The sequence below is a fragment of the Actinomadura meridiana genome, assembly GCF_039537545.1.
Lineage (GTDB): Bacteria > Actinomycetota > Actinomycetes > Streptosporangiales > Streptosporangiaceae > Spirillospora > Spirillospora meridiana.
In genome coordinates this window covers 219,059-241,876 of the sequence record NZ_BAABAS010000006.1, presented here as the reverse complement: position 1 = coordinate 241,876, position 22,818 = coordinate 219,059, and the positions used below count along the sequence as shown (strand labels likewise).

Here is a 22,818-nt window from a genome sequence, read left to right as displayed (position 1 = left end):
ACCGGTGCGTCCGCGATGGGGCGCGGTCATGCGATCAGAACGTGAAGCACTTCGCGTACTCGGTCTTCCTGGCGACCGCCAGGTTGACGAAGCCGCCCGCGTTCCGCCTGACCTGCGCCGCCTCCGTCGCGTGCGGGGCGGTCACCTGGCAGGACGTCGGCGAGCTGTGACCGGACATCAGGTAGTCACAACGCCCGTTGCGGTTGTCGGGCAGTCCGAGGGCGTGCCCGAGCTCGTGCGCCGCGATCCTCGGCGGGTAGAAACCGTCCTGGACGGCCTCGCGACCCATGTAGATCGTGCCCTGGCCGAAGCCGTAGGAGATGGTGCGCGGCCAGCCGTCGTCGGCGTAGATCTTGATGGTGGCCTGGCCACCGCTCGCGACCTTGAGGGAGATCTCCGGGACGGCCTTGTTCCACGCCTCGGCGCCCTCGTTGACGGCGTCCACGAACTCCTGCGCACCACTCGGGTCGTAGTAGATCGTGCGGACCGCGATGGGGGGAGCCGCGGCCGAAGCCGAACTGACGGGCACCAGGAAGGCGAGCCCGAGAGCGACGGCCAGCGCCGCCGTGATCTTTCTGAACATGTACACACTCCTGTGGGGGGTGGGGGACGGGGTCAGCTGCCGATCTGCTGGTTGATCCAGGTCAGATACGGAGCGATCCCCGTGTAGAGCGTGCTGGTGGCGCATTCGCCGCCGTTGTCGCCGGGACCGTGGGTCTCGCCGACGAGCGTCCAGTCGCCGCGGGAGCCGACGACCGCCGGGCCACCGGAGTCGCCGTGGCAGGCGGAGTGCCCGCGGTCACCCGACACGCAGACGTCGTTCGAGGTGCCGCCACCGGCCGCGCAGCTGCTGCTGGGCAGGATGGTCAGGTCGATCTCCTGCAGGTAGCTGGCGGTCTGACAGCTGGGCCAGCTCATGCAGCCGAAGCCGAGCAGCCGCACCGGCGTGTTCGCCGCCGGGTTGGACTGCGCCATCTTCACCGGCGCGCCCTGTGCGGGACGCGACAGGTGCATCATCGTGAGGTCGGTGCCCGACCGGGTGATCCGCCGGTCGATCTGGACGGTCTCGCCGCCCGAACTCTTGTTGTTCGAGCCGGCCCGTCCGGACGACGCCGCCCCGCAGTGGTTGGCCGTGATGATCCACTGCGGCGAGACCAGGCTGCCACCGCAGCCGTTGCTCAGCGCCACCATCCACGAGTACGTCTCCGTGGCGTTGTGACCACCGATAATCGGCTGCGTACCGCCACCCGACGGGGCGGGCCCGGCGGCGTTCGCGGCGGTCACACCTCCCATCGCGAGGGCAACGGCGCTCGCGACCAGCGCCGCCTTGAGCATTTTGCGCATGACGATCCTCCATTCTCTGGGCCCCAGGGCTGGCCCAGGCCTAGGTGCGCCCGCCGACCACACGTATGGCCGGACAGGGCATTTATAAGGGATTTTGGCGGGGGGCACCGGGACAATTTCCCGGCGGTGCGAACGTGAATTCCGTCCGCGCGGCCTACCAAATGCAGGCCCTATATGATTATGTTGTATGTGGAACTTGATTGACCTCATCATCAGGCGCCACAACCAAGGGAAGGATAGTTCAGCGAACCATCCCTATCTACGGAGTGGAACGTTTAGATGTTCAATGTGAATTTCTATCAGCATAGAAAACTGCCCAGGCCGCACGACTTGATTGTGCGGCCTGGGCAGTTCACCCGAAGGGATCCATGAGCACCGTACAAGGCTCAAGAGAGAACACGCAATGGCGAATTAAGAAATCAACTCCCCCACGACCAGCACGACCAGGTGGCGACTTCTCGCCACCCACCCGGACACACCCCCCGAACCGCGCCGCCCCCAGGCACCCCGGCAAGACCAGCGACACACCACCCCAGCACACGCACTCGACGACCGCCGCCGACAGCCCCGCTCCTCCGAGCCGTCTCAGATAGCGGACGTCAACACCCGCAACTCCCGCGCCCCCGGCAGCCCCCGCGCCTTCTCCGGCAACGCCGCGAGCACACGCCTCGCCAGCGTGTCGCTTCCCTTGGCCACGAAGTCAGGCCGGTCTTGAATAGTCGCAATTGCTTGCTGTAGCCCGGAGTCGATCTCACGGGTCCGTACCAGAGCTTCGGCCCTCATCAGGGACAACCCCTTGATCGGCACAACCGAACTCGACGGGTAAGCAGCGATCGCCCGGTCAACCGTGGCAACGGCCTGGGGGTCTCCGATGCGCGTCAGCACGTAGGACTCCGCCCAACGCATCTGGCTTTCCTGAAAATCGAGGACGGTCTGCGAGCTGGTGGGCTCTGGCAGCCGCTCGACCGCTTCTTTGACCTGAGTCACGGAAGCGAGAGCCCTAACGTTGTCCCGCTGATCCGCCGCCATATACGCATGCGCCGCGTGAGCCCGGGCCAGCCCAGGGGACGACGCGCCATTGGCAATGGCGATGGCCTGGTCCGCCAGCTCGGCCACGATTTCCGGAGGACGTCCAGACCAGAACGCGTCCTGTGCCGCTCTCCCCCGCGTCCACACCCGAAGGCCACGGTCACCCGACGCATCGGCGGCGCGACGAGCGGTGCTCCAGGCGACCCGTGCGGCTCGATCCTCGCCAGCGTCACCCAGCTCGATCGCCAGCAGGCCGGAGAGTCCCGCGCTGACCCGCAGGAGCCTGGCCTGCTCGTAAGGCGCGCACTTTCGGTCGAGCTGCCGCCCAACCGCGATGATGTCAGCAGTCAGATCCCCGACGAGGGCCCCTGTTGGTTGGACGACGACTTGCTGACCATATTCGTGGACAGCGCGCTCCCACTCATCCACATCGACGTTCTCTCCCGTAGCGTGCTCGATGCCGGAGAGGATCTCTTCCAAGGCTCCCGGAGGGATCACCGTCCCGGCGCCGAGGGCGGCAAGGAGTTGGAGTGCGGCACGGCGCTTCACGTCCTCACCCCCATCATCGGGATCAGAGCCGTGATGTACGGTACCCGCCGATAGATCGGTCGATTCCTCCCCGAAGAGGGCGTTTTCCTCCATTCCGAAAGCAGTGGCGTAGGCGGAGCCCCAGTCGGCCGGGTAGACCAGGCCCTTCTCGTGGCGGTTGATCTGCCGAGAGAGGTTCTTGATCTGGCTCAAATCGGGATCATCTATGCCAACTGCGGCATAGAGCCGACGCGCGGCCTTGAACGTGCCCCATCCACGAGCGTGCCGTTCGGCCTCGATACGGATGGCCCATTGAGGGCGGTGCTGGTCAGTCATGGGACGGGTGCCCTTCGACCGGGGGTGGACCGGTGGTCCCTTGGCGGACCCCCCATTGTCGACTTTCGCGGTGCGTGTGTGTGCGATTTCACTGAGTTAGGAGCGGAGATTTTCACGTCTCACATCCCAGAAGATCAGAGGTCAGCCCCATGCGCACGATCATCCTGCCGAGGCGCACCAGCAGGAGTCAGAAGGCACGGACGTTCGAGTGGCCACTGGAAGTACAGACGGCTCGGGCTGCCCGCGAAGCCGTACGAAAGACCCTCACCACATGGGGTGTCCAAGAGGGCGACATCTACTTCGCCGTCCTGCTGGCGTCCGAGGTCGTCACGAACGCGATCCAGCATGTCCGCCCAAAACTCCGGCGCGGCGGCACCATGTGGCTCCGAGTCTGCCTGATGGACGGACGCCTCCGAGTGGACGTGACAGACCCAGAACCCGGCTTCCCCGTACATATCGCCGCGTCTGACACCGACGAGAATCACCGTGGCATGGCTGTGGTCGCTGGATGCTCAGATCGTTGGGGCTGGCGGCCCGGCCCGAACGGCGGCAAGACCGTCTGGTGGACGCAGATCCTGGAGGCACCCGAACCACTGCCGTTGACGCCACGGTTCAGGCGCATCCGCCGCCGTCACTGACCACCGGGTCGCGCCCTGCGCAACGAAGTAGGCGAGCAGAGCCTGGAGACGCAACGAAGAGCCAGCTCAACGCAAGATTGGCGCATTGGATCACGGGCGCCGACTCCATAGGCTTTCGATCTGTCGAACCAGCCTCCTGGAGATGCGATGAGCGTTCTGCCGGTATCAGAGCAGGGCCTTGGCGAACGGACGGCGCAACAACGCCGGTATTTGATGTGCCGTCCCGAATACTTCGCCGTCACCTACGCGATCAACCCATGGATGGACCCGGCGGCCGGAGCAGATGCCGGGAAGGCCGTGGCGCAGTGGGAGGAACTGCGCGCGACGTATCTGACGCTCGGGCACGAGGTGAGTCTCATCGACCCCGTCGAAGGGCTGCCGGACATGGTTTTCGCCGCAAATGGCGCTCTCACCGTTGGCGGACGAGCGTATGGCGCACGGTTCACCTATCCGGAACGTCAAGCCGAGGGTCCGACATACACCGAATGGCTGCGAAGGAACGGCTACGCGGAGGTACTGGACGCGGAACACACCAACGAGGGCGAGGGCGACTTCCTCGCACTCGACAACATGATTCTGGCCGGGACAGGGTTCCGGACGGAGATCGCCGCCCACCAAGAGGCCCAGGAGTTCCTCGGACGTCCCGTCGTGACACTCCGCCTCGTCGACCCGCGCTTCTACCACCTGGACACAGCGTTGTGCACTCTCGACGGCGAGAACGTGGCGTACTACCCAGCCGCGTTCTCGCCCGGGAGCCGCGCGGTGCTAGCGCAGCTGTTCCCGAACGCGATCCTGGCGGCCGAACGGGACGCCGCAGTCCTCGGTCTCAACGCCGTCTGCGATGGCCGCAACGTCATTGTCAATGCCGAAGCGTCCGACCTGATATCTGCGTTCCAACACCACGGATACAACCCCGTCCCCGTGGACCTATCCGAATTGCGCAAGGCGGGCGGCGGCCCCAAGTGCTGTACGTTGGAGCTCCGCTAAGACGGACCGGAGGGGGCGACATGGAGTACTTCTTCTACTGCCGCGATCTGCCGGGCACGTGGGACTTGCGCCTGGAATTGACCGAAGACCACTGGTCCTTCATGGACCAATACGCAGAACATTCTCGGCCGTACGATGTGGCAGTTCGGCGGACGTCCAGACGCCTAGTCCTTCCGCTTGGGCCTGGCCCGCAGGTGCATCCGCTCCCCCTGCGGCCCGAACAGGCTGAGCAGCTCCACCGAGCCGCCCATGCCCGCGAACCAGTGCGGCAACCGTGTGTCGAACTCAGCGGCCTCCCCCGCCTCCAGGATCAGCTCACGTCCGGCCAGATAGAGACGTAGTCGCCCATTCAGGACGTACAGCCAGTCGTACCCCTCGTGTGTCTGGGGGTCGGGCGTCCACCTGCGCTCCGGCACGATCATCTTGAACGCCTGAACCCCACCGGGCCGCCGAGTCAACGGCAACACGGTCATGTCCCCCATACGCTGCGGCCGGGGCCTGATCCGCGGATCACCGACGTCCGGCGCCCCCACAAGCTCGTCCAACGGAACCCGATGCGCCTGCGCGATCGGCAAGAGCAGCTCCAGACTCGGCCGCCGCTTCCCCGCCTCAAGCCGCGACAAGGTACTGACCGAGATCCCGGTGATCTCCCCCAGCGCGGCCAACGTTACGTTCCGCTCCTGCCGCAACCTTCTGAGCCTGGGTCCGACCCCCGCCAGAACGTCCTCAGTGGTCTCCATGCACCAATTGCAGAAACAGCAAAGCGGTTTGTCAAGAGCAGCCCACCGCCCCAGCACGCGACCATTTCCGCGCATGCGGGGGGGGTGGACTCGTGATCCGAGGGTCGCGGCCGTCAGAGCCGGGAGTGCGGGTAGGTGGGTGAGCGGTGCTGGAAGGACAGGATGTCGGGGTTCTGGACGACGCCGTCGCGGATCTCCACGGCACGTTCAATGATCGTGTCGGTCCGCGGGGCGGCGGGGTCGGCGAGGACCACATCCAGATGGGGCAACAGCGCCTCGCTGATCTCCCAGGTCGCGGAGTCCCAGAAATAGGACGGGCTGTGGTCCACGCCGTAGTGGCGGACATTGCCGCCGACCGTGTACATGGGGTCGTCGAACGAGGTCGGACGGGCCCACTCGAAACCCATCCCCGCGTCGCAGGACACGTCGATGACAAGGGCGCCCGAGGGGAACAGCGGCAGGTCGCCGTTGGTGGCGAACATCAGGGGGGCGCCGGGGTCCTGGAGGACGCAGTTGACGATGATGTCGTGCCCTGCGAGGAACGCGGCGGCCGGGACCAGGCCGTCGGCGGTGAGGACTCGGGTGAGGGCCGGGTCGTCCGGGTCGCGATCGAAGTGGACGATCCGGGCCGAGTGGATCGGCGAGCCGACCGCGCTCACCCCCCGCTGCGTCAGGACGTGGACATCATGGACGCCGTGCGCGTTCAGAGCCGTGACCGCGCCGCGCCCGGTCGCGCCGAAGCTGATGACGGCGGCACGCCGCCGCCGTCCATAGGCCCCGGTGGCCCCGGTCAGCGCGAAGGCGTGCAGGACCGAGCAGTACCCGGCGAGTTCGTTGTTCTTGTGGAAGACGTGCAGGGCGAACCCGCCGTCGGACGTCCAGTGGTTCATCGCCTCGAACGCGATGAGCGTCAGCCGCCTGTCAATGGCGAGCTGGGTGATCTCCGAATCCTGGACGCAGTGCGGCCACCCCCACAGGGTCTGACCGGCCCGCATCTGCTTGAGGTCATCGGGTTGTGGTTTGAGGATCAGGATGACGTCGCAGCGGGCGATGAGCTCGTCGCGGGACAGGAGCCCGGCGACGCGCGGCGCCAGGTGCTCGTCCGGGACACCGAACCGTTCGCCGTATCCGCGTTCGAGATAGACGCGCGAGCGAAGCGCGGGGCCGAGCCGGTCGAGGTGCAGCGGGTGAATCGGTTGCCTGCGCTCGTTCTCCTTGCCCGATCGCGCCGTGACTCCGAGCGTCGGGCCGGTCGGCGTTCCGCCGCCGTTCAACTGATGACTGTCAGGGCATGGGGACGGCGGGGAAATGAAGCGTCCCCTCCGGCATGGCTTCGGGCGGGCATGCGGTCTCCGATCGTTGACCGGTGGAAGTCCAGGCCGTCCCACCGGACGGGGTCAGCGTCGCCGTTGCCGGGCGTGGTGGGTCGACCGCGGGCGAGGTGCCGCCGTTGCCGGGTGCCCGCAGTGTACGCGCGGGTCGCCACCCCCGGGCTCGACGGTGCCGCCGTCCCCGCCGCGCACCACCGGGCATGACCGCGCCTCACCGTGCACACCCCAGTGCGCGAGCCGCTCACCCCGGCTCCGCTTCCGGCCGAGGTGGCCTCGGCTCAGCGTCCCCCGGCGCACACCGTGGAGTAGGGCAGCCGGGGATGCGGACGGCCAGCAGCGCGACGTCGTCCTCACCGCTCGGCTCCACCCGCTCCAGGAGCTTGTCGCACAGGTCGGGCAACGGGAGTTGGGCCAGGTGGGAGCCGTGGCGGCGGAGGCTGGTGAGACGGTCGGACAGGTCGGAGTCGCGGGTCTCGACGAGGCCGTCGGTGTAGAGCAGGAGGGTCGAGGACGGCGGGAGGACATGGGTGCCGTCGGGACGGGTTCCGGTGAGGTCGGGGTCGCCGAGCAACATCCCGTGCTCGTCCAGGAAACGCGTGCCGCCGTCGCGGGTGATCAGCAGGGGCGGGGGATGACCGGCGTTGCACCAGCGCAGACGCCATCGCCCGCCCGGGTCTTCTTCGACGCGGCCGAACACGGCGGTGGCGAGTTCGGCGTCGCTGACGGCGGCCATGACGCCGTCCAGGCGCGCCAGCACACCGCTCGGCGGCTCGGTCATGTCCCAGGCCAGGGCTCTGAGCATGTTCCGGACCTGGGCCATGCGGGCGGCCGCGCGCAGGTCGTGGCCCACGATGTCGCCGATGACCAGTCCGGTGGCGCCGTCGGACAGCGTGAAGGCGTCGTACCAGTCGCCGCCGACCCAGCTGACCTGGGTCGCGGGCACATACCGGGCCTCCAACCGCAGATCGCCCGGCTGCGGCAGCGGCGTGAGCAGGTGACGCTGCATCGCTTCGGCCGTGTTGCGCTGCTCGGCGTACAGGCGGGCGTTGGCCAGGACCAGACCGGTGCGGCGCGCGACGTCCTCCACGACGAGCCTGTCGCCCGGCCCGTAGACCTGTCCGGGACGGGAGTAGCCCAGCGTCAACGCGCCGTAGGTCTCACCCCGGGCCGCCAGCGGGGCGATGATCGCGTTCTGGGCGTCCATGGCCTGGAAGAGTTCGTGCTGGGCGGCGCCCAGCGGTTCGTCGGAGCGCACGTCGGCCTCGCCGCTGACGACGACCGTGCCGCCGCCGCGCAGGACCTGGGCCAGCGGCCCGCGCGGTGTTCGCGGGAGGGGTGGAAGCGGCCCCTCGAGCATGGCGATGTCGGCGGGGGAGAGTTCGTGGTGCGTCGCGGCCACCCGCTCGACGCGGCCGTCGGGAATCAGCAGGTCGACCTCGGCCCAGTCCCCCAGCGCGGGCACCACGAGCCGGACCAGCCTGCGGAGCAGTTCCTCCTCGTTCAGCGTGGACGACAGCACCGTCGTGATCTCCGCGACCAGTGTCAGCCGGGAGTTGGCCCGCTGCACCTGGGCCATCCGGTCGCGCCGCTCGCGCTCGACCGCGATCTGGTCGGCGGCGTCCTGGAAGACGACCACCAGCCCGTCCGCCACACCCGTCTCCGGTTCGACCCCGGGCCGGTCACCCGTGTAGATCGGCGCGCACGACCAGGAGCACGTCACCATCCGCCCGTCGCGATGGGCGAACCGCTGGTCCTCCCCGTGATCGGGGACGCCGGTGCTCAGCACTCGCAGGAGGCGGCAGTCCCGTTCCGGTGGGACGTGCCCGTCGGCGGCCCGGTGCAGAAGCGGGTGCATCGGTCTCCCGAGCACCTCGTCGCGGGCGTAGCCGAGCAGTTGTTGCGCGCGTGGATTCCACGCCGTGATCCGGCCGGCCTCGTCGGTGGCGAGAACCCCGGAGTTCATCGCCTCCACGAGACGGCCATGGGTCGCGCCGACTCGGTCGTCCACCTGCCCGGTCATCCTCATCCCCCTGGACTGGACATTATGCTCATTCCCTTCGGGCCATCCCGAACACTTCGGGCGCGGGTCGTCCCTCAGCAGGCGATACGACCGAAGACCTTTGGAGGTGTCCGGGTTGGTGGACGAGGAGCGGTGGCGGGGCGAGCGGGCCGCGTTGAACGCGGCGCGCGGGGTGTTGGGCGAACGGGCGAGTCGGCTCTATCCAGGGGTCGCGCGGGTCGCGGGGACGGCGTTGTTGTGTCGGGAGGGGTGGATTCCTGACGCGCCGGTTCCGTTGGAGGACGTTCGGCTTGAGTGGGATGAGCGGGCCGTGGCGGCGGCGGTCAGGGCGCCGGTGGGGGGGTTGCCGGGTGAGTATCGCTCATACTCCGAGGCCATGGCCGCGCTTTCGCCGCCGAAAGTGTTTGAGGATCGGCCTTGTTATCGCCTGCTCGATGTCGGGCCGCCGGTGCTTCGGTTCGGGGCGGCGTCGTTCTTCGAGGGTGTGGACGTGGTGGAGGCGGTGGCGCATGAGTTGGCGGCCGGGGTGGACGGGCTGCCGTTGCGGAGGCGGATCGGTGACCCCTGCGACCTGGGGCGGCGGACGGTCATTCCGGCGGTCACGACGTTGACCGTGACTACGTCCGGCCGTTACGTGCTGCACTGGCGGGATCCGGCGAAGGTCGCGCACGCTGGCGGGCTTCACCAGGTGATGCCGGTGGGTTGCTTTCAGCCGTTGGGCGATGAGGCCCCTGATGTGTGGCAGTGCATGGTGCGTGAGTACGCGGAGGAGTTGCTCGGGGCAGAGGAGAGTTATGGGCCCGGGTTCGTCCAGGAGGAGTGGGGCTTTCACCGGACGTTGACGAGCCTTCGCGACCGGGGCCTCATGAGGGTGCGTTTTCTGGGGGTCGGGGTGGATCCGCTTTCGCTCGCGGTCGATCTTCTCACCGTTGCCGTGATCGAGGACGAGGCGTTTCGGGAGGTCTTCGGCGGGCTCGTCGCGGTGAACGAGGAAGGGGTCGTGTCCGTGAGGCGGTTCGACGGGACGGTGCCCGAGCCCATGCAGCCCGCGGGGGCCGCTGCTTTGAGGCTGGCGTGGCGCCACCGGCGAAGGCTGGGGATCAGTCCCGGGTGAGGTCCTTCATCTCGTCCAGGGCGTCGACCAGGTGGTCGATGAGTTCGGACGGGTCCGGGATCAGGTCGCGGCAGGCCACCAGGCCGATGTTCAGCCTGCCGTCGTAGGAGAAGACGGTGATGTTGAGGCCGCCCGTCACGTCGGTGATCACGGACAGCGGGTAGTAGTCGAGGACGCGGGCGCCGCACAGGTAGAGCGGGAACTGCGGGCCCGGGACGTTCGAGATGATCAGGTTGATGGGACGCAGCGACATCGTGGGCGCGGCCTGGAGGGCCAGGCGGGTGGCGGCGCCCGCGAGGGGGGCCGGGAGCAGGGCGCTGATGTCTCGCACCCAGCTTCCCGAGGAGCCGGTGAACCGTCGCTTGGCGGTGTCCATGTCGCGCCGGACGGCGACGTAGCGGTCGGCCGGGTCGGGGATGTGCGTGGCCAACGGCGTCGCCATGATCGTGACCTGGTTGCCCGTGTCCGAGCGGGCGGCGCCACGACGGAGGGACACCGGGACGGCCGTGACCAGCGGGCCTTCGGGAAGGTCGCCGCGCTTCTCCAGCCACTTGCGCAGGGCCGTCGCGCACAGGGCCATGACGATGTCGTTGATGCTGCCGCCGAGTGCCCGTCTGATCTGCTTGATCTCGCTCAGCGGCAGTTCGCCGCAGGCGACGGCGCGGCGGCGGCCGATGGGCTCGTTGAACGGGGTCGGCGGGGCGTTCATGCGGGGCGCCTTCGGCAGTTCGCGGCGGCGCAGGGCGTTCTGCGTGATCGACGACATCAGTCGGGCGCCGGGGATCGACGACACACCGGGGATCTCGTCCAGGTATGGGGCGGTGCGTGCGATGGACATCGCGGTGCGCACGGGGTGCAGTGCCGTCTTCAGCAGGCCGGTGCGGAGCATCTCGGCCGTGCCGGGGGCGCGCGACGGTTCGGTCTCGTCGGCGGGGAGGTCACGGGGTTCCGGTGAGAGGTCCAGGAGGGCGGCGAGGGCCTCGGCCGCCAGGACGCCGTCCACGGCGGCGTGGTGGACCTTCGCGTAGACGGCGGTCAGCCCGCCCGCCAGGCCCTGGATGATGAACATCTCCCAGAGCGGACGGGAACGGTCCAAGGGCTGTTCGTGGAGCATCGCGACGACGTCGGCGAGCTGGCGGTCCGTGCCGGGGGCGGGCAGGCCGATCTCGAAGATGTGCCGCTCGGGGTCGAAGTCCGGGTCGTCCTCCCAGTAGGGGTGGTCCAGGTTGAGCGGGACCTGGACGAGGCGACGCCGCAGCGGCCGGGCCGCCAGGTGCGCGCGGGCGCGGACGAGTCCCGCGACGGCCGGTACGGAGAGGCGGCCGCCGGGACTGGAGGTCGCGTCGACGATGCCCAGCCCGGCGATGTGGGCGTGGGTCGTGTCGGTCTCGGCGTTGAGGAAGGTGGCGTCCACGGTGGTCAGCTGACTCATGCCCTCGTCCGTTTGCTCGTCCTGCGTGCCCTGTCTTTAGGTGATATGCCGCCCCGAGAGCGCTGGTCAACGCGATCCGCCAGGAAGTAACCCGGACTTAACAGGACGTTTCACGCATTTCATCTGCCATATCCGTGCGGCCTGAAGAAAGTTTTGCCTTCTTCCAGACCCCATGTGGTCAGAAAGCTTCACAAGACCGCGTTCTCCGGACGGTCCCATGATCACCCAAGTAGGGTTGTGCCCCATGACGGGACGACCACTCACGGAGATCGTCGACGCCGGGTGGGCGACCGCGCTGGAACCGGTCGCCGGGACGATCGCCGCCGCCGGAGACTGGCTGCGCGCCGAGGTCGCCGCCGGACGCCGCTACCTCCCCGCCGGAAACAACATCCTGCGGGCCTTCACGCAGCCGTTCGACGACGTCCGGGTCCTCATCATGGGGCAGGACCCGTACCCGACGCCCGGCCACCCGGTCGGCCTCAGCTTCTCCGTCGCCCCGAACGTCCGGCCGCTGCCCGGCAGCCTGATCAACATCTTCCGCGAGTACTCCAGCGACCTCGGCCACCCCGAACCGTCCAACGGCGACCTCACCCCGTGGACGGAACAGGGCGTCTGCCTGCTCAACAGGTCACTGACCGTCATGCCGGGCAAGCCGGGCTCGCACCGCGACAAGGGCTGGGAAGAGGTCACCGAGCAGGCCATCCGCGCCCTCGCCACCCGTGGCCGCCCGCTCGTCGCGATCCTGTGGGGCCGCGACGCCCGCAACCTCAAGCCGCTGCTGGGCGACGTCCCGGCCATCGAGTCGGCGCACCCGAGCCCGATGTCCGCCGACCGCGGCTTCTTCGGCTCCCGCCCGTTCTCCCGCGCCAACCAGTTCCTGGAACAACAGGGCGCCCAGCCCGTCGACTGGAAGCTCCCCTAAAAGCACCGCCGAAGCTCGGCCCAGTCAAAGTGTGAGCTGAGGGCCCCAGGGCCTCAACGCAAATCGCTGCCATCGAGCACGTGCAGGAGCGTCGCGAACTCGCCTGTGACGTTCGAGGTGGCGGGGAGAGGGGTCAGGCGGCGTTCGCCGTGGCTCCAGTAAACGCCGGGGGCGCAGGGGTCGTCGGCGTCGGCGTGCATCTCGCGGACGACGTCGGCGAAGACGGGGAGCACCTCGCGGACGGCCGACGACGTGATCGGGTAGAGCAGCAGCGTGCTGTGGCAGGGGACGCCGACCAGCGCGCCGTGCTTGTTCGGCCACGGCAGGAACTGGTCGACCTCGCTGAGCAGCGCGGACACGTAGCGGCTGCCCGGTTTGGTGACCACGCGGACGTTGCGACCGGGGAGCAGCGGCTGGTCGCGGACGGCGACGTCCGCCAGCTCGCGGTCGTGGGTGTTCGTCATCACGTAGCCGAGCTTGTGGAGGCCGAGCAGGCCCGCGCGGGCCTTGGTGAGGGGGCCGCCGTAGCGGGGGTGCTCGATCATCACCATCGCGTCGAAGTGGTCTCCGGCGGGGACGACGACCAGGCCCTCCCGGTCGCGGGGCGCGAGTTTCGGGACGATGCGCAGACGCAGCAGTTCGCGCACGTCGCCGAACAGCTCCATCTCGCCGACGGCGAGGAACGCGCGGTCGCCGACCTCGCGGACCCATTCGTCCACGACCCGCGGCCAAGCCGAGCGCGGCTCGCGGGCGCAGCGCTCCAACACCGTCCAACTGGAGGCGCGGGCCTCCGACCGGCCGACGGGCAGCACGACCTCGGAGGTGCCGGAGTCGAACCAGGCGCTGGGCGCCAGGGCGGGCAGCACGTCGCGGATGAGCGCGTGCACGTCCGCCGCCGCGTCCAACGGTTCCATAAGTTGCTCATCCCCTTTCACCCTTCAGGGGGATCTTGAACCCTCAGCGGCTCACGCCACAACCCCACCCTCTCAGAGTTCCGGTCCGTTGTGGGAGCCATCGCCGTCCCCCGCCCGCACTCGCTGATCAAGGACGGCTCAAGTACCGTGCTCACATGCCCGAATACGTGTACCCGCCGGTGATCAAGACGGCTCAATGTGTGTTCAAGGCCCTGAACATCAAGGTCCGTCTGGAGGGGGCCGACCGGATCCCGCGCACGGGTGGGGCGGTGCTGGTCAGCAACCACGTCAGCTATCTCGACTTCATCTTCGCGGGGGTCGCGGCGCACCCGGCGAAGCGGCTGGTGCGGTTCATGGCGAAGAAGGAGATCTTCGACAGCCGGATCGGCGGGCCGCTGATGCGTGGGATGCACCACATCCCGGTGGACCGGGACGCGGGCGCCTCGTCCTACGCGGCGTCGCTGCGGGCGTTGAAGGCGGGTGAGATCGTCGGGGTGTTCGCGGAGGCGACGATCAGCCGGTCGTTCACGGTGAAGGAGTTCAAGAACGGCGCGGTGCGGATGGCGGTGGGCGGGAAGGTGCCGCTGGTCCCGGTGGCGTTGTGGGGGCCGCAGCGGATGTGGACGAAGGGCCGCAAACGGCGGTTGCTCCAGCGCAACGTACCGGTCACGATCCTCATCGGCGAGCCGCTGCATCCGAAGCGCGGCGACGACTACGACCAGATCACCCGGGATCTGCACGCCCAGATGCAGGCGATGCTGGAGAAGGCGCAGCGCGAGTACCCGGTCACGCCGAAGGCGGGCGAGGCCTGGTGGCAGCCCGCGTACCTCGGTGGGACGGCGCCGACGCCGGAGGAGGCCGAGAAGCTCGACCTGGCGGAGGCCGAGGCGCGTAAGGCGGCGCGCGAGGACGAATCCTGACGGCTAATTCACTGGACGCCATGTGCCACCCGGCGTGATCATTTTGGTATGACCACGTCAGAGGAGGTACTGCGTCTCGTTGAGTCCACGAAGAACGCCACGGATCCTGGGCCCGAGTCGACGCTGCCCGTGCTCTTCAATCTCAGTGACAGGAACTCGCACGCCGATGTGATGGACGTGCTGTCGCTCCGCCCGTTCGCGTCCGGTGAGCAGCCCTGGTCGCGTTCGACCCGGCTCGAGCACGTCAAGCCGGACGCGCCGCTGCGTCCCGGCGACGCGCGGGTCGTGCGGGTGGCGGCCGAGAAGCACAGGGATTCGGTACTGGCCGAGGGCGACGGCTGGACGTTGCTCGCGAATCGATGGAAGACGGGCATCGCGCATGTCGCGGTGTCGGCGGTGAGCGAGGAGCTGGCGGAGTCCGTCCTCGAAGCGGCCGTGCTGGACGCGACCGATCCCCCGCAGACCGACGACACGAGCGTCGCGATGGGGTTCTGGCATCTGGCGACGCACGGCCCCTCCCGCAACGAGCGGGCCATCGCCGCCGACACGTGGGAGGAGATCCGGGGCAACTACACCGCGCCGGTCGCCGAGGCGCTCGACGCGGTCATGGGCCTCACCCGCGAGGAGGTGTCGGGACGGCTGCTGCTCCTGCACGGTCCGCCCGGCACCGGCAAGACCACGGCGCTGCGCGCGCTCGCGCGGGCGTGGAAGGGCTGGTGCCAGTCCGACTGCGTCCTCGACCCGGAGGCGTTGTTCGGCACGCCGAGCTATCTGATGGAGGTCGCGGTCGGTGACGACGACGACGAGACCGGCCGCTGGCGGCTGCTCATCCTGGAGGACTGCGACGAGCTGATCCGCGGCGAGGCCAAGCAGTCGACGGGCCAGGGCCTGTCGCGGCTGCTGAACCTCACCGACGGAATGCTCGGGCAGGGACGGGACGTCCTGGTGGCCATCACCACCAACGAGGATCTCGCCATGCTGCACCCGGCGGTGGTCCGTCCCGGCCGGTGCCTCGCGCAGATCGAGGTGGGGCGGCTGACCCGCGCGGAGGCCGTGTCCTGGCTGGACGACGCGGACACGACGCCCGGCGAGATCGGCGCGGACGGCGCGACCCTCGCCGAGCTGGCCGCGCTCCGCAGGGGCGAGACGCGCCCGGGCGGGGTGGACGCGCCCGCCGCGGCGACCGGTTTCTACCTCTAGGCCGATCGGTCGATTGGTCGATCAGGCCGATTTGGCGAGGGCCTGCTCGATGTCGGCCCACAGGTCGTCCGGATGTTCCAGGCCGATCGACAGTCGCACGGTTCCCTCGCCGATCCCGGCGGCGGCGAGGGACGCGGCGTCCATCTGCCGGTGGGACGTGCTGGCCGGGTGCATCACCAGCGAGGCGATGTCGCCGAGCGACGGGCCGAGCGAGATGAGCCGGACGGCCTCGGAGAAGACGCGGCCCGCGTCCCGTCCGCCGGTCGGCTCGAACGCCAGGACGCCGCCGCTCCCGTCCGGGAGCAGGCGGCGTGCCACCGCGCACTGGGGATGGTCGTCCAGCCCCGGATAGTGGACGCGGTCGGCGGCCGGATGCGCGGCGAGGCGGCGGGCGACGTCCAGGGCGGACGCGCTCTGCCGCTCGACGCGCAGCGGCATCGTGGCGAGGCCGCGCAGGGTCATCCACGCCGCGAACGGGTCGGCGACCGAGCCCAGTTCGACGGCGTGGCTCCACACGCGGTGGTGCACGTCCCGGTCGGCGAAGACGGCGATGCCCCCGATGACATCTCCGTGTCCGCTCAGGTACTTCGTCGTCGAGTGGACGACGATGTCGGCACCGTGCTCGATCGGTCGGCACAAGAGCGGGGCGAACGTGTTGTCCACAACGGTTAGCACGCCCGTCCCACGAACGGCCTCGGTGAACGCGGGCAGATCCGTGACGTGCGTGGTGGGGTTGGCGATCGTCTCCAGGTAGAGGAGACGGGTGGTGGGACGCAGCGCGTCCCGCACCTCGGCGGGGTCGTCGGCCGCGATGTAGGTGACGTCGACGCCCCACCGGTCGGCGAGGTCCTGGAACAGCGCGTACGTGCCGCCGTAGAGGGCCGTCTGCGCGATGACGTGGTCGCCGGAGCGCAGCAGGCCCATCAGGACGGCGTTGACGGCCCCCATCCCGGACGCGGTGGCGAGCGCCCCCGCGCCGCCCTCGACGTCGGTGACCGCCCGTTCGAGCGACCGGACGGTCGGGTTGCCCATGCGGGCGTAGAAGAACGCCTCGTCCGGGCCGTGGAAGGCGGCGGCGAGATCGTCGGCGCTCTCGAAGGAGAACAGATGGCCCTGGTAGAGCGGCATGCCCAGTGGTCGGCTGCCGACCGGCGTGATCACGGGCGGGTGGACGGCCGCCGTCTGGGGATCGCGGGTCCGAGGATCCCGGGTCTGTGGCTCACCGCTCTGGGGATCACGGGTCTGTGGGTCGTGGCTCTGTGGATCGTGGCTCTGTGGATCGTGGCTCTGTGGATCGCGCATGCTCCCAGCCTGCTGCGGAAGCCGGTGTGGCGGAAACGGCCAATTGGCACCAGTGGCCCGGACCACGCCCCCGTCGTCCGCGGCGCCGGACCACCGGCCCGGCCGGAGGCGCGTGGCGCCCTGAGGCCCGGCACGGTCCCCACCGCCGGCTCACCCACCCCGCGAGGGCGAGCCGGCGATCGGGTCGTCCCGGACGAGTGACGGTTTCGCGTCCCTCGGCCGGAGATCCGATCATGTCGCGGCGGGAGGGCCCCGCACTATCCGGGAGACCACCGGCAAATCCGTGCGCGCGAAGGGGTCCGTGGAAACACGTACTACGGGTGCGCTACGGGGTGGCCCGGGCGAACAGGCGCCGGTAGACGCACCGTAGACCGTGGAGATCACTGACAGGCCGGGCGAACGGCAGGCGCACGTCGAACGGTGCGTGCGTCCCCGGTCGCGGTGCGCAGCGCACCCACAGCCCGTACCGGTCGAGCGCCAGCGGCCGGACGGGGCCGCCGGGCGGTGCCGAGTCGGGCAGCGCGGAGTCGGGCAGCGCGGAGTCGGGCGGTGCTGAGTCGAGCAGTGCGGAGTCGGGCAGCAGCCGGGGCAGTTCGTCGCGGTGGCAGGAGTCCAGGTGCGTGAGGATGCCGGACTCGACGGCGACGAACGGGTCGGGCACCCCGGCCGCGTACTCGGCGGGTTCGAGGACGGCGCTCCCCCAGGCGTCGTCGATCTCGACCTGCGCGACCGTGAGGGCGAGGATCGTCCAGTCGCGGCGGCCGTCCCGTTCGGCGCCGAGGTCGAGCAGTTCGGGACGGGGATGCGCGTAGGAGAGGCGCAGCGCGGCGGCGCGCAGTTCACCGTCCGGGATCTCGGTGAGGCGGCCGTGCAGCCAGGCCCGGCCGCGCACCCGGTCGGCGAGCGCGACGGGCGCGACGTCGGAGACCCGCAGCGTGGCGGGCATGTCGGCCCGTTCCTCCCCGGCCCGGGTGTTGCGGAGCGCGGCGGCGACGGGCGACTCGGTCTGGACGAGCAGCAGCGGCCTGCCGTCCCGGTCGGTCGCGTGCGCCGGGACGGGCGCGTAGGGGACGCCGGGCGCGACGAGGACGCCGTCCGCGATGCCGTAGGCGAGGGTCCGCGCCCGCTCCCCCGCCGTGGGGCCCTCCACCGCCGTCGTGGTCTCCGCTCGCCGCACCATGCCTCCCGAGACGTATCAGGTTAGGGTTGCCTAACTAAGGCTTACCTAACCATCAAGAGTGCGGAGGGACAACCCTGGTTCCCGTCAGTGCAGGTCGCCAAGCTCCTTGCGAGCCTGCGCGCCGAGGGTGTGGAGGGCGTCCACCAGAACGCGGCGCTGGTCGCCGGTCAACGGCGCCGCGAAGTGCTCGCGGAGGGTCTCGGCGTGGACGCGCAGCGCCTCGTCGAGCTTCGCGCGCCCCTTCGGGGTCAGCTCCACCAGTTGGCGGCGGCGGTCGCCGGGGGCCGGTTCGCGGCGGACGAGGGCGGCGTCCTCCATCCGGTCCACGATCCGGGTCATGCCGCCGCTGGTCAGGATCAGCTCCCCGGCCAGATCGCCCATCGCGAGCGGCCGGTCGCCCGCGCTCGCCAGTTTCAGCAGCACCTCGAAAACCGCGTGCCGGATGCCGCAGCGGCGTTCCAGCTCCCGGCCCACGATGCGCTCCAACACCGTCGCGGCGGTCAGCAGCGCGCCGAACTCGTGGACCAGCTCGTCCGGTGCGACCTGGCCGGTCCGGCGTTCGTCCTGCTCCGTCACGGTCGACATGATGCCCCGCCTTCGTCCAGCGACCCCGTTTCCGTTACAACGCGCGGGAGCCCACGCGGCTTCCGGATCGTCCGGACGAGCCGTTCCGCGACACGTGAACCGGTCGCCGGTCGTTCCGCGTATCGACTTCTGGACGACTCATGGACGACAGGACCCCGGGCGATAAGGCAATCTTCTCCTATGCCACAGAGTCACGGCACGCGCAGACGTCCCAACCCCACCCCGCGACGCGGCCGTTCCGAGCCGAAACAACGGGGACGGCGGCGTTCGGACGGCGGCGCGCAGGTGCCCCCGCCCCGGCAGGCGCCCGACGCCCGCGTCCACGCGCCGCACGACCCGTACGAGACGGACGCGCTGGACGTCCCGCCGCCGAAGAAGCGGCGGCTGCGGCGGGTGCTGACCAGCAACGTGACGATCACGATCGTCGCGATCGTGGGGATCGTCGCGGCGGTCACGCTGGTGGACATCGGCCGGTTCGCGGGCGGGGACGACACCAAGCCGCCGAAGGCCGCCGAGGGCGACCTGTCGACCAACGACATGCTCACGCGGTTGACGGCCGCGTCCGACATGGACCCCGTCGTCGCGGACGCGATCGCCACCGCCAAGAAGCGGGCCTACGAGAAGCACAAGCGCGAGATGGAGGAGCTGAAGCGGAAGGCCAAGAAGGAGGCGGCGGCACGGGCGGAGCTGAAGCGGCGGCAGGAGAAGGAACGCCTCGCCAAGATGAACCCCAGCTCCAAGCAGAACAAGGCGTACGGCAAGAAGATGAACGCCATGAAGGGCTGGGGCAACTGCTGGGATTCCCTGCTCACGCTGTGGAACCACGAGAGCGGCTGGAACGAGCGCGCCGAGAACCCCGGCAGCGGCGCGTACGGCATTCCGCAGGCACTGCCCGGTTCGAAGATGGCGAGTTCCGGGTCTGACTGGCGCACCAGCTCTCCCACCCAGATCGCCTGGGGCCTCGGTTACATCAAGGCCCGCTACCACGACCCGTGCGGCGCGTGGTCCTGGTGGTCGTCGCACCACTGGTACTGACCCGACCTGTACTGAGCCCGACCTGTACTGAGCCAGCTGGTTTGACCCGTCCGAAAGGCAGGCCGCTGCCTGGCACCATTGGGGCATGCGGACGAGCAGGGCGCAGCAGCCGGGCGGCACGCCGGACGGGAACGGCGGCGGTCGCCAGTGGGCGCGGGCCGACGCCACACGGCGGACGCTGCTGGCGGCGGCGCTGGACGTCTTCGCCGACCGCGGCTACGCCGACGCGGGCATCGCCGAGATCGTGGAGCGGTCCGGGATCAGCGTCGGCAGCCTGTACCACCACTACGGCGGCAAGGCCGGGCTGTACGTGGCGCTGTGGGAGGACCTCAGCGCCGAGCAGGAGGCGACCGCCGCGCGGGCCGTGTCCGACGCGCGCAAGGGCGGCGAGAGCGACCCGATCGCGCTGTTCATCGCCGGTGCCCGCGCCTACCTGCGGGTGTGCTGGGAGCGCCGGGTCGCCGCCCGGCTGTTCCTCGGCGGGGAGGGTCCGTCGGGGTCGGCGCTGATGCGTCGCAGCCGGGGACGGCACTGGATCGCGCAGAACACCAGGCTGCTGCGCGGGCCGTCCGCCGACGAGCCCGCCGGGCGTCCCGAGCAGGTGCTGAGCCTCGTCCTCACGTCCATGATCGGTGAGGCCGGACGGGAGATCGCCACGGCCGAGAGCGAGCCGGAGGCGACGGAGATCATCGAAGAGGTGTGCCGGATCCTGATCCGGCTCGCTGGCTGAACGGCGCCCGCCCGCATGAGCACTGTGCCCTTTCTGCCTTCTTTGCTCCATTTTCGCCGTTCCGCTTGATCATGACCTGTGTCCGGATGCGAGACTGACCGACACGACCCGGTCGACCCGGCCCCCGATCGGCCGACCCCCGACCGACATGGCATCGGAGCGATCAGCGGAATGACCGAAACCTGGTCGCCCGTTATTCAACCGAGACGGTGGGCGGCCCGTCCGAGGTCGGCGGGGTCGTGGTGAACACGCACGATGTCACGCACGATGTTTTTGGTCACAGTGGATGACACAGACCGTTATCCTGACGTACGGGTTACTCATTCCTGACGGAAAGTCGAAGGGATCCATGCCGACTTCGACCTGGTTCCGGCTCAACGTCGCCAAGCGCGAGCGGGTCCTTGAGGTCGCGATGCGCGAGTTCGGGGAGAACGGCTATTCGACGGGCAGCCTGAACACCATCGCCCGCGAGGCGGGCATCGCCAAGGGCTCCCTCTTCCAGTACTTCGGCGACAAGCTGGAGTTCTTCGCCTACGTCTGCGACGAGACGTCCCGCCGCATCCGCGAGGAAATGCAGCGCCGCATGGAGCGGATCGACTTCGACCAGCCCTTCGACGAGTGGCTGGTCGACGCCGTCTGCGACTGGACCGAGTACATGGCCGAGCATCCGCTGGAGCGCGGCGTCACCGCCGCGACGAACTTCGAGCTCGACAACAGCGTCCGGTCGGTCGTCCGCGACACCGCGAACCAGCACTACATCCAGGTCATCAATCCGTTGCTGGAGGGCTGGCAGGAGCGGGGGGAGATCCGCGCGGACGCCGACATCGAGGTCCTGGTGACCTGGTTGATGACCCTGCTGCCGTTCCTCGCGCTCGCCCCGTACTACGACGGCCTCGATCCCGTGCACGGGCTGCGCGGGCGCACCCCGGCCGAGCAGCGTCCGGTGATCCGCCAGCTCATCGCCGGGTTCCGGCCCATCTTCGCGCCGCCCGACAAATAGCCGTCGCGGCGCCGTCCCAGCAGGCGCGTCACCGGGTGAAGGTGAACTCCTTCGGCCTGGCCCGGCCCCGTCACGGGGTGAAGGTGAACTCCTTCGGCTTGGCCCTGCGGGACGCCGCCCAGAACTCGAACGTGTGGCCCGGCCAGATCGTGCGGTTGACGCCCTGGTCGTCCAGGTACCAGCTGTCGCAGCCCTCGTTCCACACGGAGCGGCGCAGGCGCCGTTGCAGCCGGTCGTTGTAGCGGCGGGACGCCTCCGGCTTCGGCTCGATCATGCCCGCGCCGCGTTCGCTCATCAGCCGCAGGCAGCTCAGCACGTGCCGGATCTGCACCTCGATCATGAAGACGACGGAGGTGTGGCCGAGGCCGGTGTTCGGGCCGAGCAGCATGAAGAAGTTCGGCATTCCGGGAATGGTCGTGCCCCGGTGGGCCTCGATGCCGTTCGCCCAGACCTCCTGGAGTTTCACGCCGTTCCGGCCGGTGACGCGCAGGTCGGTGAGGGCGCCCGTGACCTTGAAGCCGGTGCCGAAGATCACGCAGTCGACCTCGTGTTCGCGGCCGTCCTCGGTGACGATGGAGTGCTCCCGGACCTCGGCGATGCCGGACGTCTCCAACTCCACGTTCGGACGCGCGAGCGCCGGATAGTAGTCGCTCGACAGCAGGATCCGCTTGCAGCCGATGGTGTAGTCGGGCGTGACCTTGGCGCGCAGTTCGGGGTCGTCGATCTGCCGTTCGATGTGGCGAAGGGCCACCCGTTCCTGCGGGCCGGACAGGCGCGGGTCGATGGTGAAGCCGACCGCGCGGGCCTCCAGCGCCCAGTAGAGCCCGGCGCGGAACGCGCGCGCGGCGCCCGGCACCATCGCGAACGTCCTGCGGAGCCGTGCGGAGATGGGCGCGTCGGGTTTCGGCTGGACCCACGGCGGCGTCCGCTGGAACACCACCAGCTCGGCCGCCTGCTTCGCGACCTTCGGGACGAACTGGATCGCGGACGCGCCCGTCCCGATGACGGCGACGCGCTTCCCGGTGAGGTCGTAGGAGTGGTCCCACTCGGCGGAGTGGAACGCGGTGCCACGGAATTTCTGAAGCCCCGGCAGGTCCGGGAAGGACGGGACGTGCAGCGCGCCGATGCCCGACACGATCGCCTTCGGCGTGAGGACCGTCCCGTCCGCGAGGGTGACGTTCCAGCGCTCGGCCGCGTCGTCGTAGTCCATGGAGTCGACGGCCGCGCCGAAACGGATGTGCTCCCGGACGCGGTACTTGTCGGCGGTGCGCTCCATGTAGGCGCGGATCTCGGGCTGCGGCGCGAACATCCGCGTCCAGCCGGGGTTGAGCTCGAAGGAGAAGGAGTACATGTGGGAGGGCACGTCGCAGGCGCAACCGGGATAGGTGTTGTCGTACCACGTCCCGCCGAGGGAGCCGCTCTTCTCCAGGATCACGAAGTCGTGGAAGCCCGCCTGCCTGAGCCGGATCGCCATGCCCAGGCCGGCGAAGCCGGAGCCGATGATGACGATCGCCGGGCCGCGCTCGCTCAT

The 22,818-nt window shown here is 69.4% G+C and carries 21 protein-coding genes; 9 read left to right on the top strand and 12 right to left on the bottom strand.

The window, feature by feature from the left end; all coding sequences use genetic code 11:
- Positions 1–34: 34 nt before the first annotated feature.
- The 3 genes from ABD808_RS14415 to ABD808_RS14405 form a co-directional block, all read right to left on the bottom strand.
- Positions 35–583 (bottom strand): snapalysin family zinc-dependent metalloprotease, encoded by a 549-nt coding sequence (locus ABD808_RS14415; RefSeq protein ID WP_344895968.1) that lies wholly within the window; start codon positions 581–583, stop codon positions 35–37.
- Between the two features lie 32 nt (positions 584–615).
- Positions 616–1,344: a S1 family peptidase gene (locus ABD808_RS14410; RefSeq protein ID WP_344895965.1), complete on the bottom strand. Its 729-nt coding sequence runs from the start codon at positions 1,342–1,344 to the stop codon at positions 616–618.
- Positions 1,345–1,929: 585 nt separating this feature from the next.
- Complete coding sequence (locus ABD808_RS14405) at positions 1,930–3,237, bottom strand: XRE family transcriptional regulator (RefSeq protein ID WP_344895962.1); 1,308 nt, start codon at positions 3,235–3,237, stop codon at positions 1,930–1,932.
- A 149-nt stretch (positions 3,238–3,386) separates the two neighbouring features.
- On the opposite strand from ABD808_RS14405, the gene ABD808_RS14400 reads away from it, so the two are divergent.
- Both ABD808_RS14400 and ddaH read left to right on the top strand, forming a co-directional pair.
- Positions 3,387–3,875 (top strand): ATP-binding protein, encoded by a 489-nt coding sequence (locus tag ABD808_RS14400; protein ID WP_344895959.1) that lies wholly within the window; start codon positions 3,387–3,389, stop codon positions 3,873–3,875.
- 147 nt (positions 3,876–4,022) lie between these two features.
- Positions 4,023–4,862 carry a dimethylargininase gene (gene ddaH / locus ABD808_RS14395; RefSeq protein ID WP_344895956.1) on the top strand — a complete coding sequence of 280 codons (840 nt, stop codon included), beginning with the start codon at positions 4,023–4,025 and terminating at the stop codon, positions 4,860–4,862.
- A gap of 164 nt (positions 4,863–5,026) precedes the next feature.
- Here ddaH and ABD808_RS14390 read toward each other — a convergent pair whose 3' ends face one another.
- The 3 genes from ABD808_RS14390 to ABD808_RS14380 form a co-directional block, all read right to left on the bottom strand.
- Positions 5,027–5,602, bottom strand: coding sequence for a helix-turn-helix domain-containing protein (locus tag ABD808_RS14390; RefSeq protein WP_344895954.1), 576 nt, complete (start codon positions 5,600–5,602; stop codon positions 5,027–5,029).
- Positions 5,603–5,715: 113 nt separating this feature from the next.
- Entirely contained in the window at positions 5,716–6,876 is a 1,161-nt protein-coding gene (locus ABD808_RS14385; protein WP_344895951.1) for a N(5)-(carboxyethyl)ornithine synthase, read from the bottom strand.
- Between the two features lie 298 nt (positions 6,877–7,174).
- Positions 7,175–8,953: a SpoIIE family protein phosphatase gene (locus ABD808_RS14380; RefSeq protein ID WP_344895948.1), complete on the bottom strand. Its 1,779-nt coding sequence runs from the start codon at positions 8,951–8,953 to the stop codon at positions 7,175–7,177.
- A gap of 118 nt (positions 8,954–9,071) precedes the next feature.
- On the opposite strand from ABD808_RS14380, the gene ABD808_RS14375 reads away from it, so the two are divergent.
- Positions 9,072–10,067, top strand: a complete 996-nt coding sequence (locus ABD808_RS14375) for a hypothetical protein (protein ID WP_344895945.1) — start codon at positions 9,072–9,074, stop codon at positions 10,065–10,067.
- On the opposite strand, the gene ABD808_RS14370 is transcribed toward ABD808_RS14375, so the two are convergent.
- Entirely contained in the window at positions 10,054–11,499 is a 1,446-nt protein-coding gene (locus ABD808_RS14370) for a WS/DGAT/MGAT family O-acyltransferase (RefSeq protein WP_344895942.1), read from the bottom strand. The genes ABD808_RS14375 and ABD808_RS14370 overlap by 14 nt on opposite strands.
- Positions 11,500–11,743: 244 nt before the next feature.
- Here ABD808_RS14370 and ABD808_RS14365 point away from each other — a divergent pair, with 244 nt between their 5' ends.
- Complete coding sequence (locus ABD808_RS14365) at positions 11,744–12,421, top strand: uracil-DNA glycosylase (RefSeq protein ID WP_344895940.1); 678 nt, start codon at positions 11,744–11,746, stop codon at positions 12,419–12,421.
- 53 nt (positions 12,422–12,474) lie between these two features.
- Here the strand turns inward: ABD808_RS14365 and ABD808_RS14360 are convergent, their stop codons facing one another.
- Positions 12,475–13,335: a hypothetical protein gene (locus ABD808_RS14360; RefSeq protein WP_344895937.1), complete on the bottom strand. Its 861-nt coding sequence runs from the start codon at positions 13,333–13,335 to the stop codon at positions 12,475–12,477.
- A gap of 155 nt (positions 13,336–13,490) precedes the next feature.
- On the opposite strand from ABD808_RS14360, the gene ABD808_RS14355 reads away from it, so the two are divergent.
- Both ABD808_RS14355 and ABD808_RS14350 read left to right on the top strand, forming a co-directional pair.
- Positions 13,491–14,255 (top strand): lysophospholipid acyltransferase family protein, encoded by a 765-nt coding sequence (locus ABD808_RS14355; protein WP_344895934.1) that lies wholly within the window; start codon positions 13,491–13,493, stop codon positions 14,253–14,255.
- A 48-nt stretch (positions 14,256–14,303) separates the two neighbouring features.
- Positions 14,304–15,455, top strand: coding sequence for a DUF5925 domain-containing protein (locus tag ABD808_RS14350; protein WP_344895931.1), 1,152 nt, complete (start codon positions 14,304–14,306; stop codon positions 15,453–15,455).
- A 21-nt stretch (positions 15,456–15,476) separates the two neighbouring features.
- Here ABD808_RS14350 and ABD808_RS14345 read toward each other — a convergent pair whose 3' ends face one another.
- The 3 genes from ABD808_RS14345 to ABD808_RS14335 all read right to left on the bottom strand — a co-directional run bounded on the left by ABD808_RS14345 (position 15,477) and on the right by ABD808_RS14335 (position 18,513).
- Entirely contained in the window at positions 15,477–16,616 is a 1,140-nt protein-coding gene (locus tag ABD808_RS14345) for a trans-sulfuration enzyme family protein (RefSeq protein WP_344895928.1), read from the bottom strand.
- A gap of 466 nt (positions 16,617–17,082) precedes the next feature.
- Entirely contained in the window at positions 17,083–17,937 is an 855-nt protein-coding gene (locus tag ABD808_RS14340; protein ID WP_344895925.1) for a DUF2470 domain-containing protein, read from the bottom strand.
- An 84-nt stretch (positions 17,938–18,021) separates the two neighbouring features.
- Positions 18,022–18,513 (bottom strand): MarR family winged helix-turn-helix transcriptional regulator, encoded by a 492-nt coding sequence (locus ABD808_RS14335; RefSeq protein WP_344895922.1) that lies wholly within the window; start codon positions 18,511–18,513, stop codon positions 18,022–18,024.
- A gap of 189 nt (positions 18,514–18,702) precedes the next feature.
- Here ABD808_RS14335 and ABD808_RS14330 point away from each other — a divergent pair, with 189 nt between their 5' ends.
- The 3 genes from ABD808_RS14330 to ABD808_RS14320 all read left to right on the top strand — a co-directional run bounded on the left by ABD808_RS14330 (position 18,703) and on the right by ABD808_RS14320 (position 21,287).
- Positions 18,703–19,557 carry an aggregation-promoting factor C-terminal-like domain-containing protein gene (locus ABD808_RS14330; RefSeq protein ID WP_344895919.1) on the top strand — a complete coding sequence of 285 codons (855 nt, stop codon included), beginning with the start codon at positions 18,703–18,705 and terminating at the stop codon, positions 19,555–19,557.
- 85 nt (positions 19,558–19,642) lie between these two features.
- Positions 19,643–20,287, top strand: a complete 645-nt coding sequence (locus ABD808_RS14325; protein WP_344895916.1) for a TetR/AcrR family transcriptional regulator — start codon at positions 19,643–19,645, stop codon at positions 20,285–20,287.
- A gap of 349 nt (positions 20,288–20,636) precedes the next feature.
- Positions 20,637–21,287 (top strand): TetR/AcrR family transcriptional regulator, encoded by a 651-nt coding sequence (locus ABD808_RS14320; protein ID WP_344895913.1) that lies wholly within the window; start codon positions 20,637–20,639, stop codon positions 21,285–21,287.
- A gap of 70 nt (positions 21,288–21,357) precedes the next feature.
- On the opposite strand, the gene ABD808_RS14315 is transcribed toward ABD808_RS14320, so the two are convergent.
- On the bottom strand, positions 21,358–22,818 hold the full coding sequence (locus tag ABD808_RS14315) for a flavin-containing monooxygenase (protein WP_344895910.1): 1,461 nt from the start codon (positions 22,816–22,818) through the stop codon (positions 21,358–21,360).

Excerpts from the sequence above, each read along its gene's own strand:
- ABD808_RS14410 (WP_344895965.1), bottom strand. The coding sequence starts at position 1,344 with ATGCGCAAAATGCTCAAGGCGGCGCTGGTCGCGAGCGCCGTTGCCCTC.
- ABD808_RS14380 (WP_344895948.1), bottom strand. The coding sequence starts at position 8,953 with ATGACCGGGCAGGTGGACGACCGAGTCGGCGCGACCCATGGCCGTCTC.
- ABD808_RS14405 (WP_344895962.1), bottom strand. The coding sequence starts at position 3,237 with ATGACTGACCAGCACCGCCCTCAATGGGCCATCCGTATCGAGGCCGAA.
- ABD808_RS14360 (WP_344895937.1), bottom strand. The coding sequence starts at position 13,335 with ATGGAACCGTTGGACGCGGCGGCGGACGTGCACGCGCTCATCCGCGAC.
- ABD808_RS14340 (WP_344895925.1), bottom strand. The coding sequence starts at position 17,937 with ATGGTGCGGCGAGCGGAGACCACGACGGCGGTGGAGGGCCCCACGGCG.
- ABD808_RS14400 (WP_344895959.1), top strand. The coding sequence starts at position 3,387 with ATGCGCACGATCATCCTGCCGAGGCGCACCAGCAGGAGTCAGAAGGCA.
- ABD808_RS14365 (WP_344895940.1), top strand. The coding sequence starts at position 11,744 with ATGACGGGACGACCACTCACGGAGATCGTCGACGCCGGGTGGGCGACC.
- ABD808_RS14415 (WP_344895968.1), bottom strand. The coding sequence starts at position 583 with ATGTTCAGAAAGATCACGGCGGCGCTGGCCGTCGCTCTCGGGCTCGCC.
- ABD808_RS14390 (WP_344895954.1), bottom strand. The coding sequence starts at position 5,602 with ATGGAGACCACTGAGGACGTTCTGGCGGGGGTCGGACCCAGGCTCAGA.
- ddaH (WP_344895956.1), top strand. The coding sequence starts at position 4,023 with ATGAGCGTTCTGCCGGTATCAGAGCAGGGCCTTGGCGAACGGACGGCG.
- ABD808_RS14315 (WP_344895910.1), bottom strand. The coding sequence starts at position 22,818 with ATGAGCGAGCGCGGCCCGGCGATCGTCATCATCGGCTCCGGCTTCGCC.
- ABD808_RS14320 (WP_344895913.1), top strand. The coding sequence starts at position 20,637 with ATGCCGACTTCGACCTGGTTCCGGCTCAACGTCGCCAAGCGCGAGCGG.
- ABD808_RS14350 (WP_344895931.1), top strand. The coding sequence starts at position 14,304 with ATGACCACGTCAGAGGAGGTACTGCGTCTCGTTGAGTCCACGAAGAAC.
- ABD808_RS14330 (WP_344895919.1), top strand. The coding sequence starts at position 18,703 with ATGCCACAGAGTCACGGCACGCGCAGACGTCCCAACCCCACCCCGCGA.
- ABD808_RS14370 (WP_344895942.1), bottom strand. The coding sequence starts at position 11,499 with ATGAGTCAGCTGACCACCGTGGACGCCACCTTCCTCAACGCCGAGACC.
- ABD808_RS14325 (WP_344895916.1), top strand. The coding sequence starts at position 19,643 with ATGCGGACGAGCAGGGCGCAGCAGCCGGGCGGCACGCCGGACGGGAAC.
- ABD808_RS14355 (WP_344895934.1), top strand. The coding sequence starts at position 13,491 with ATGCCCGAATACGTGTACCCGCCGGTGATCAAGACGGCTCAATGTGTG.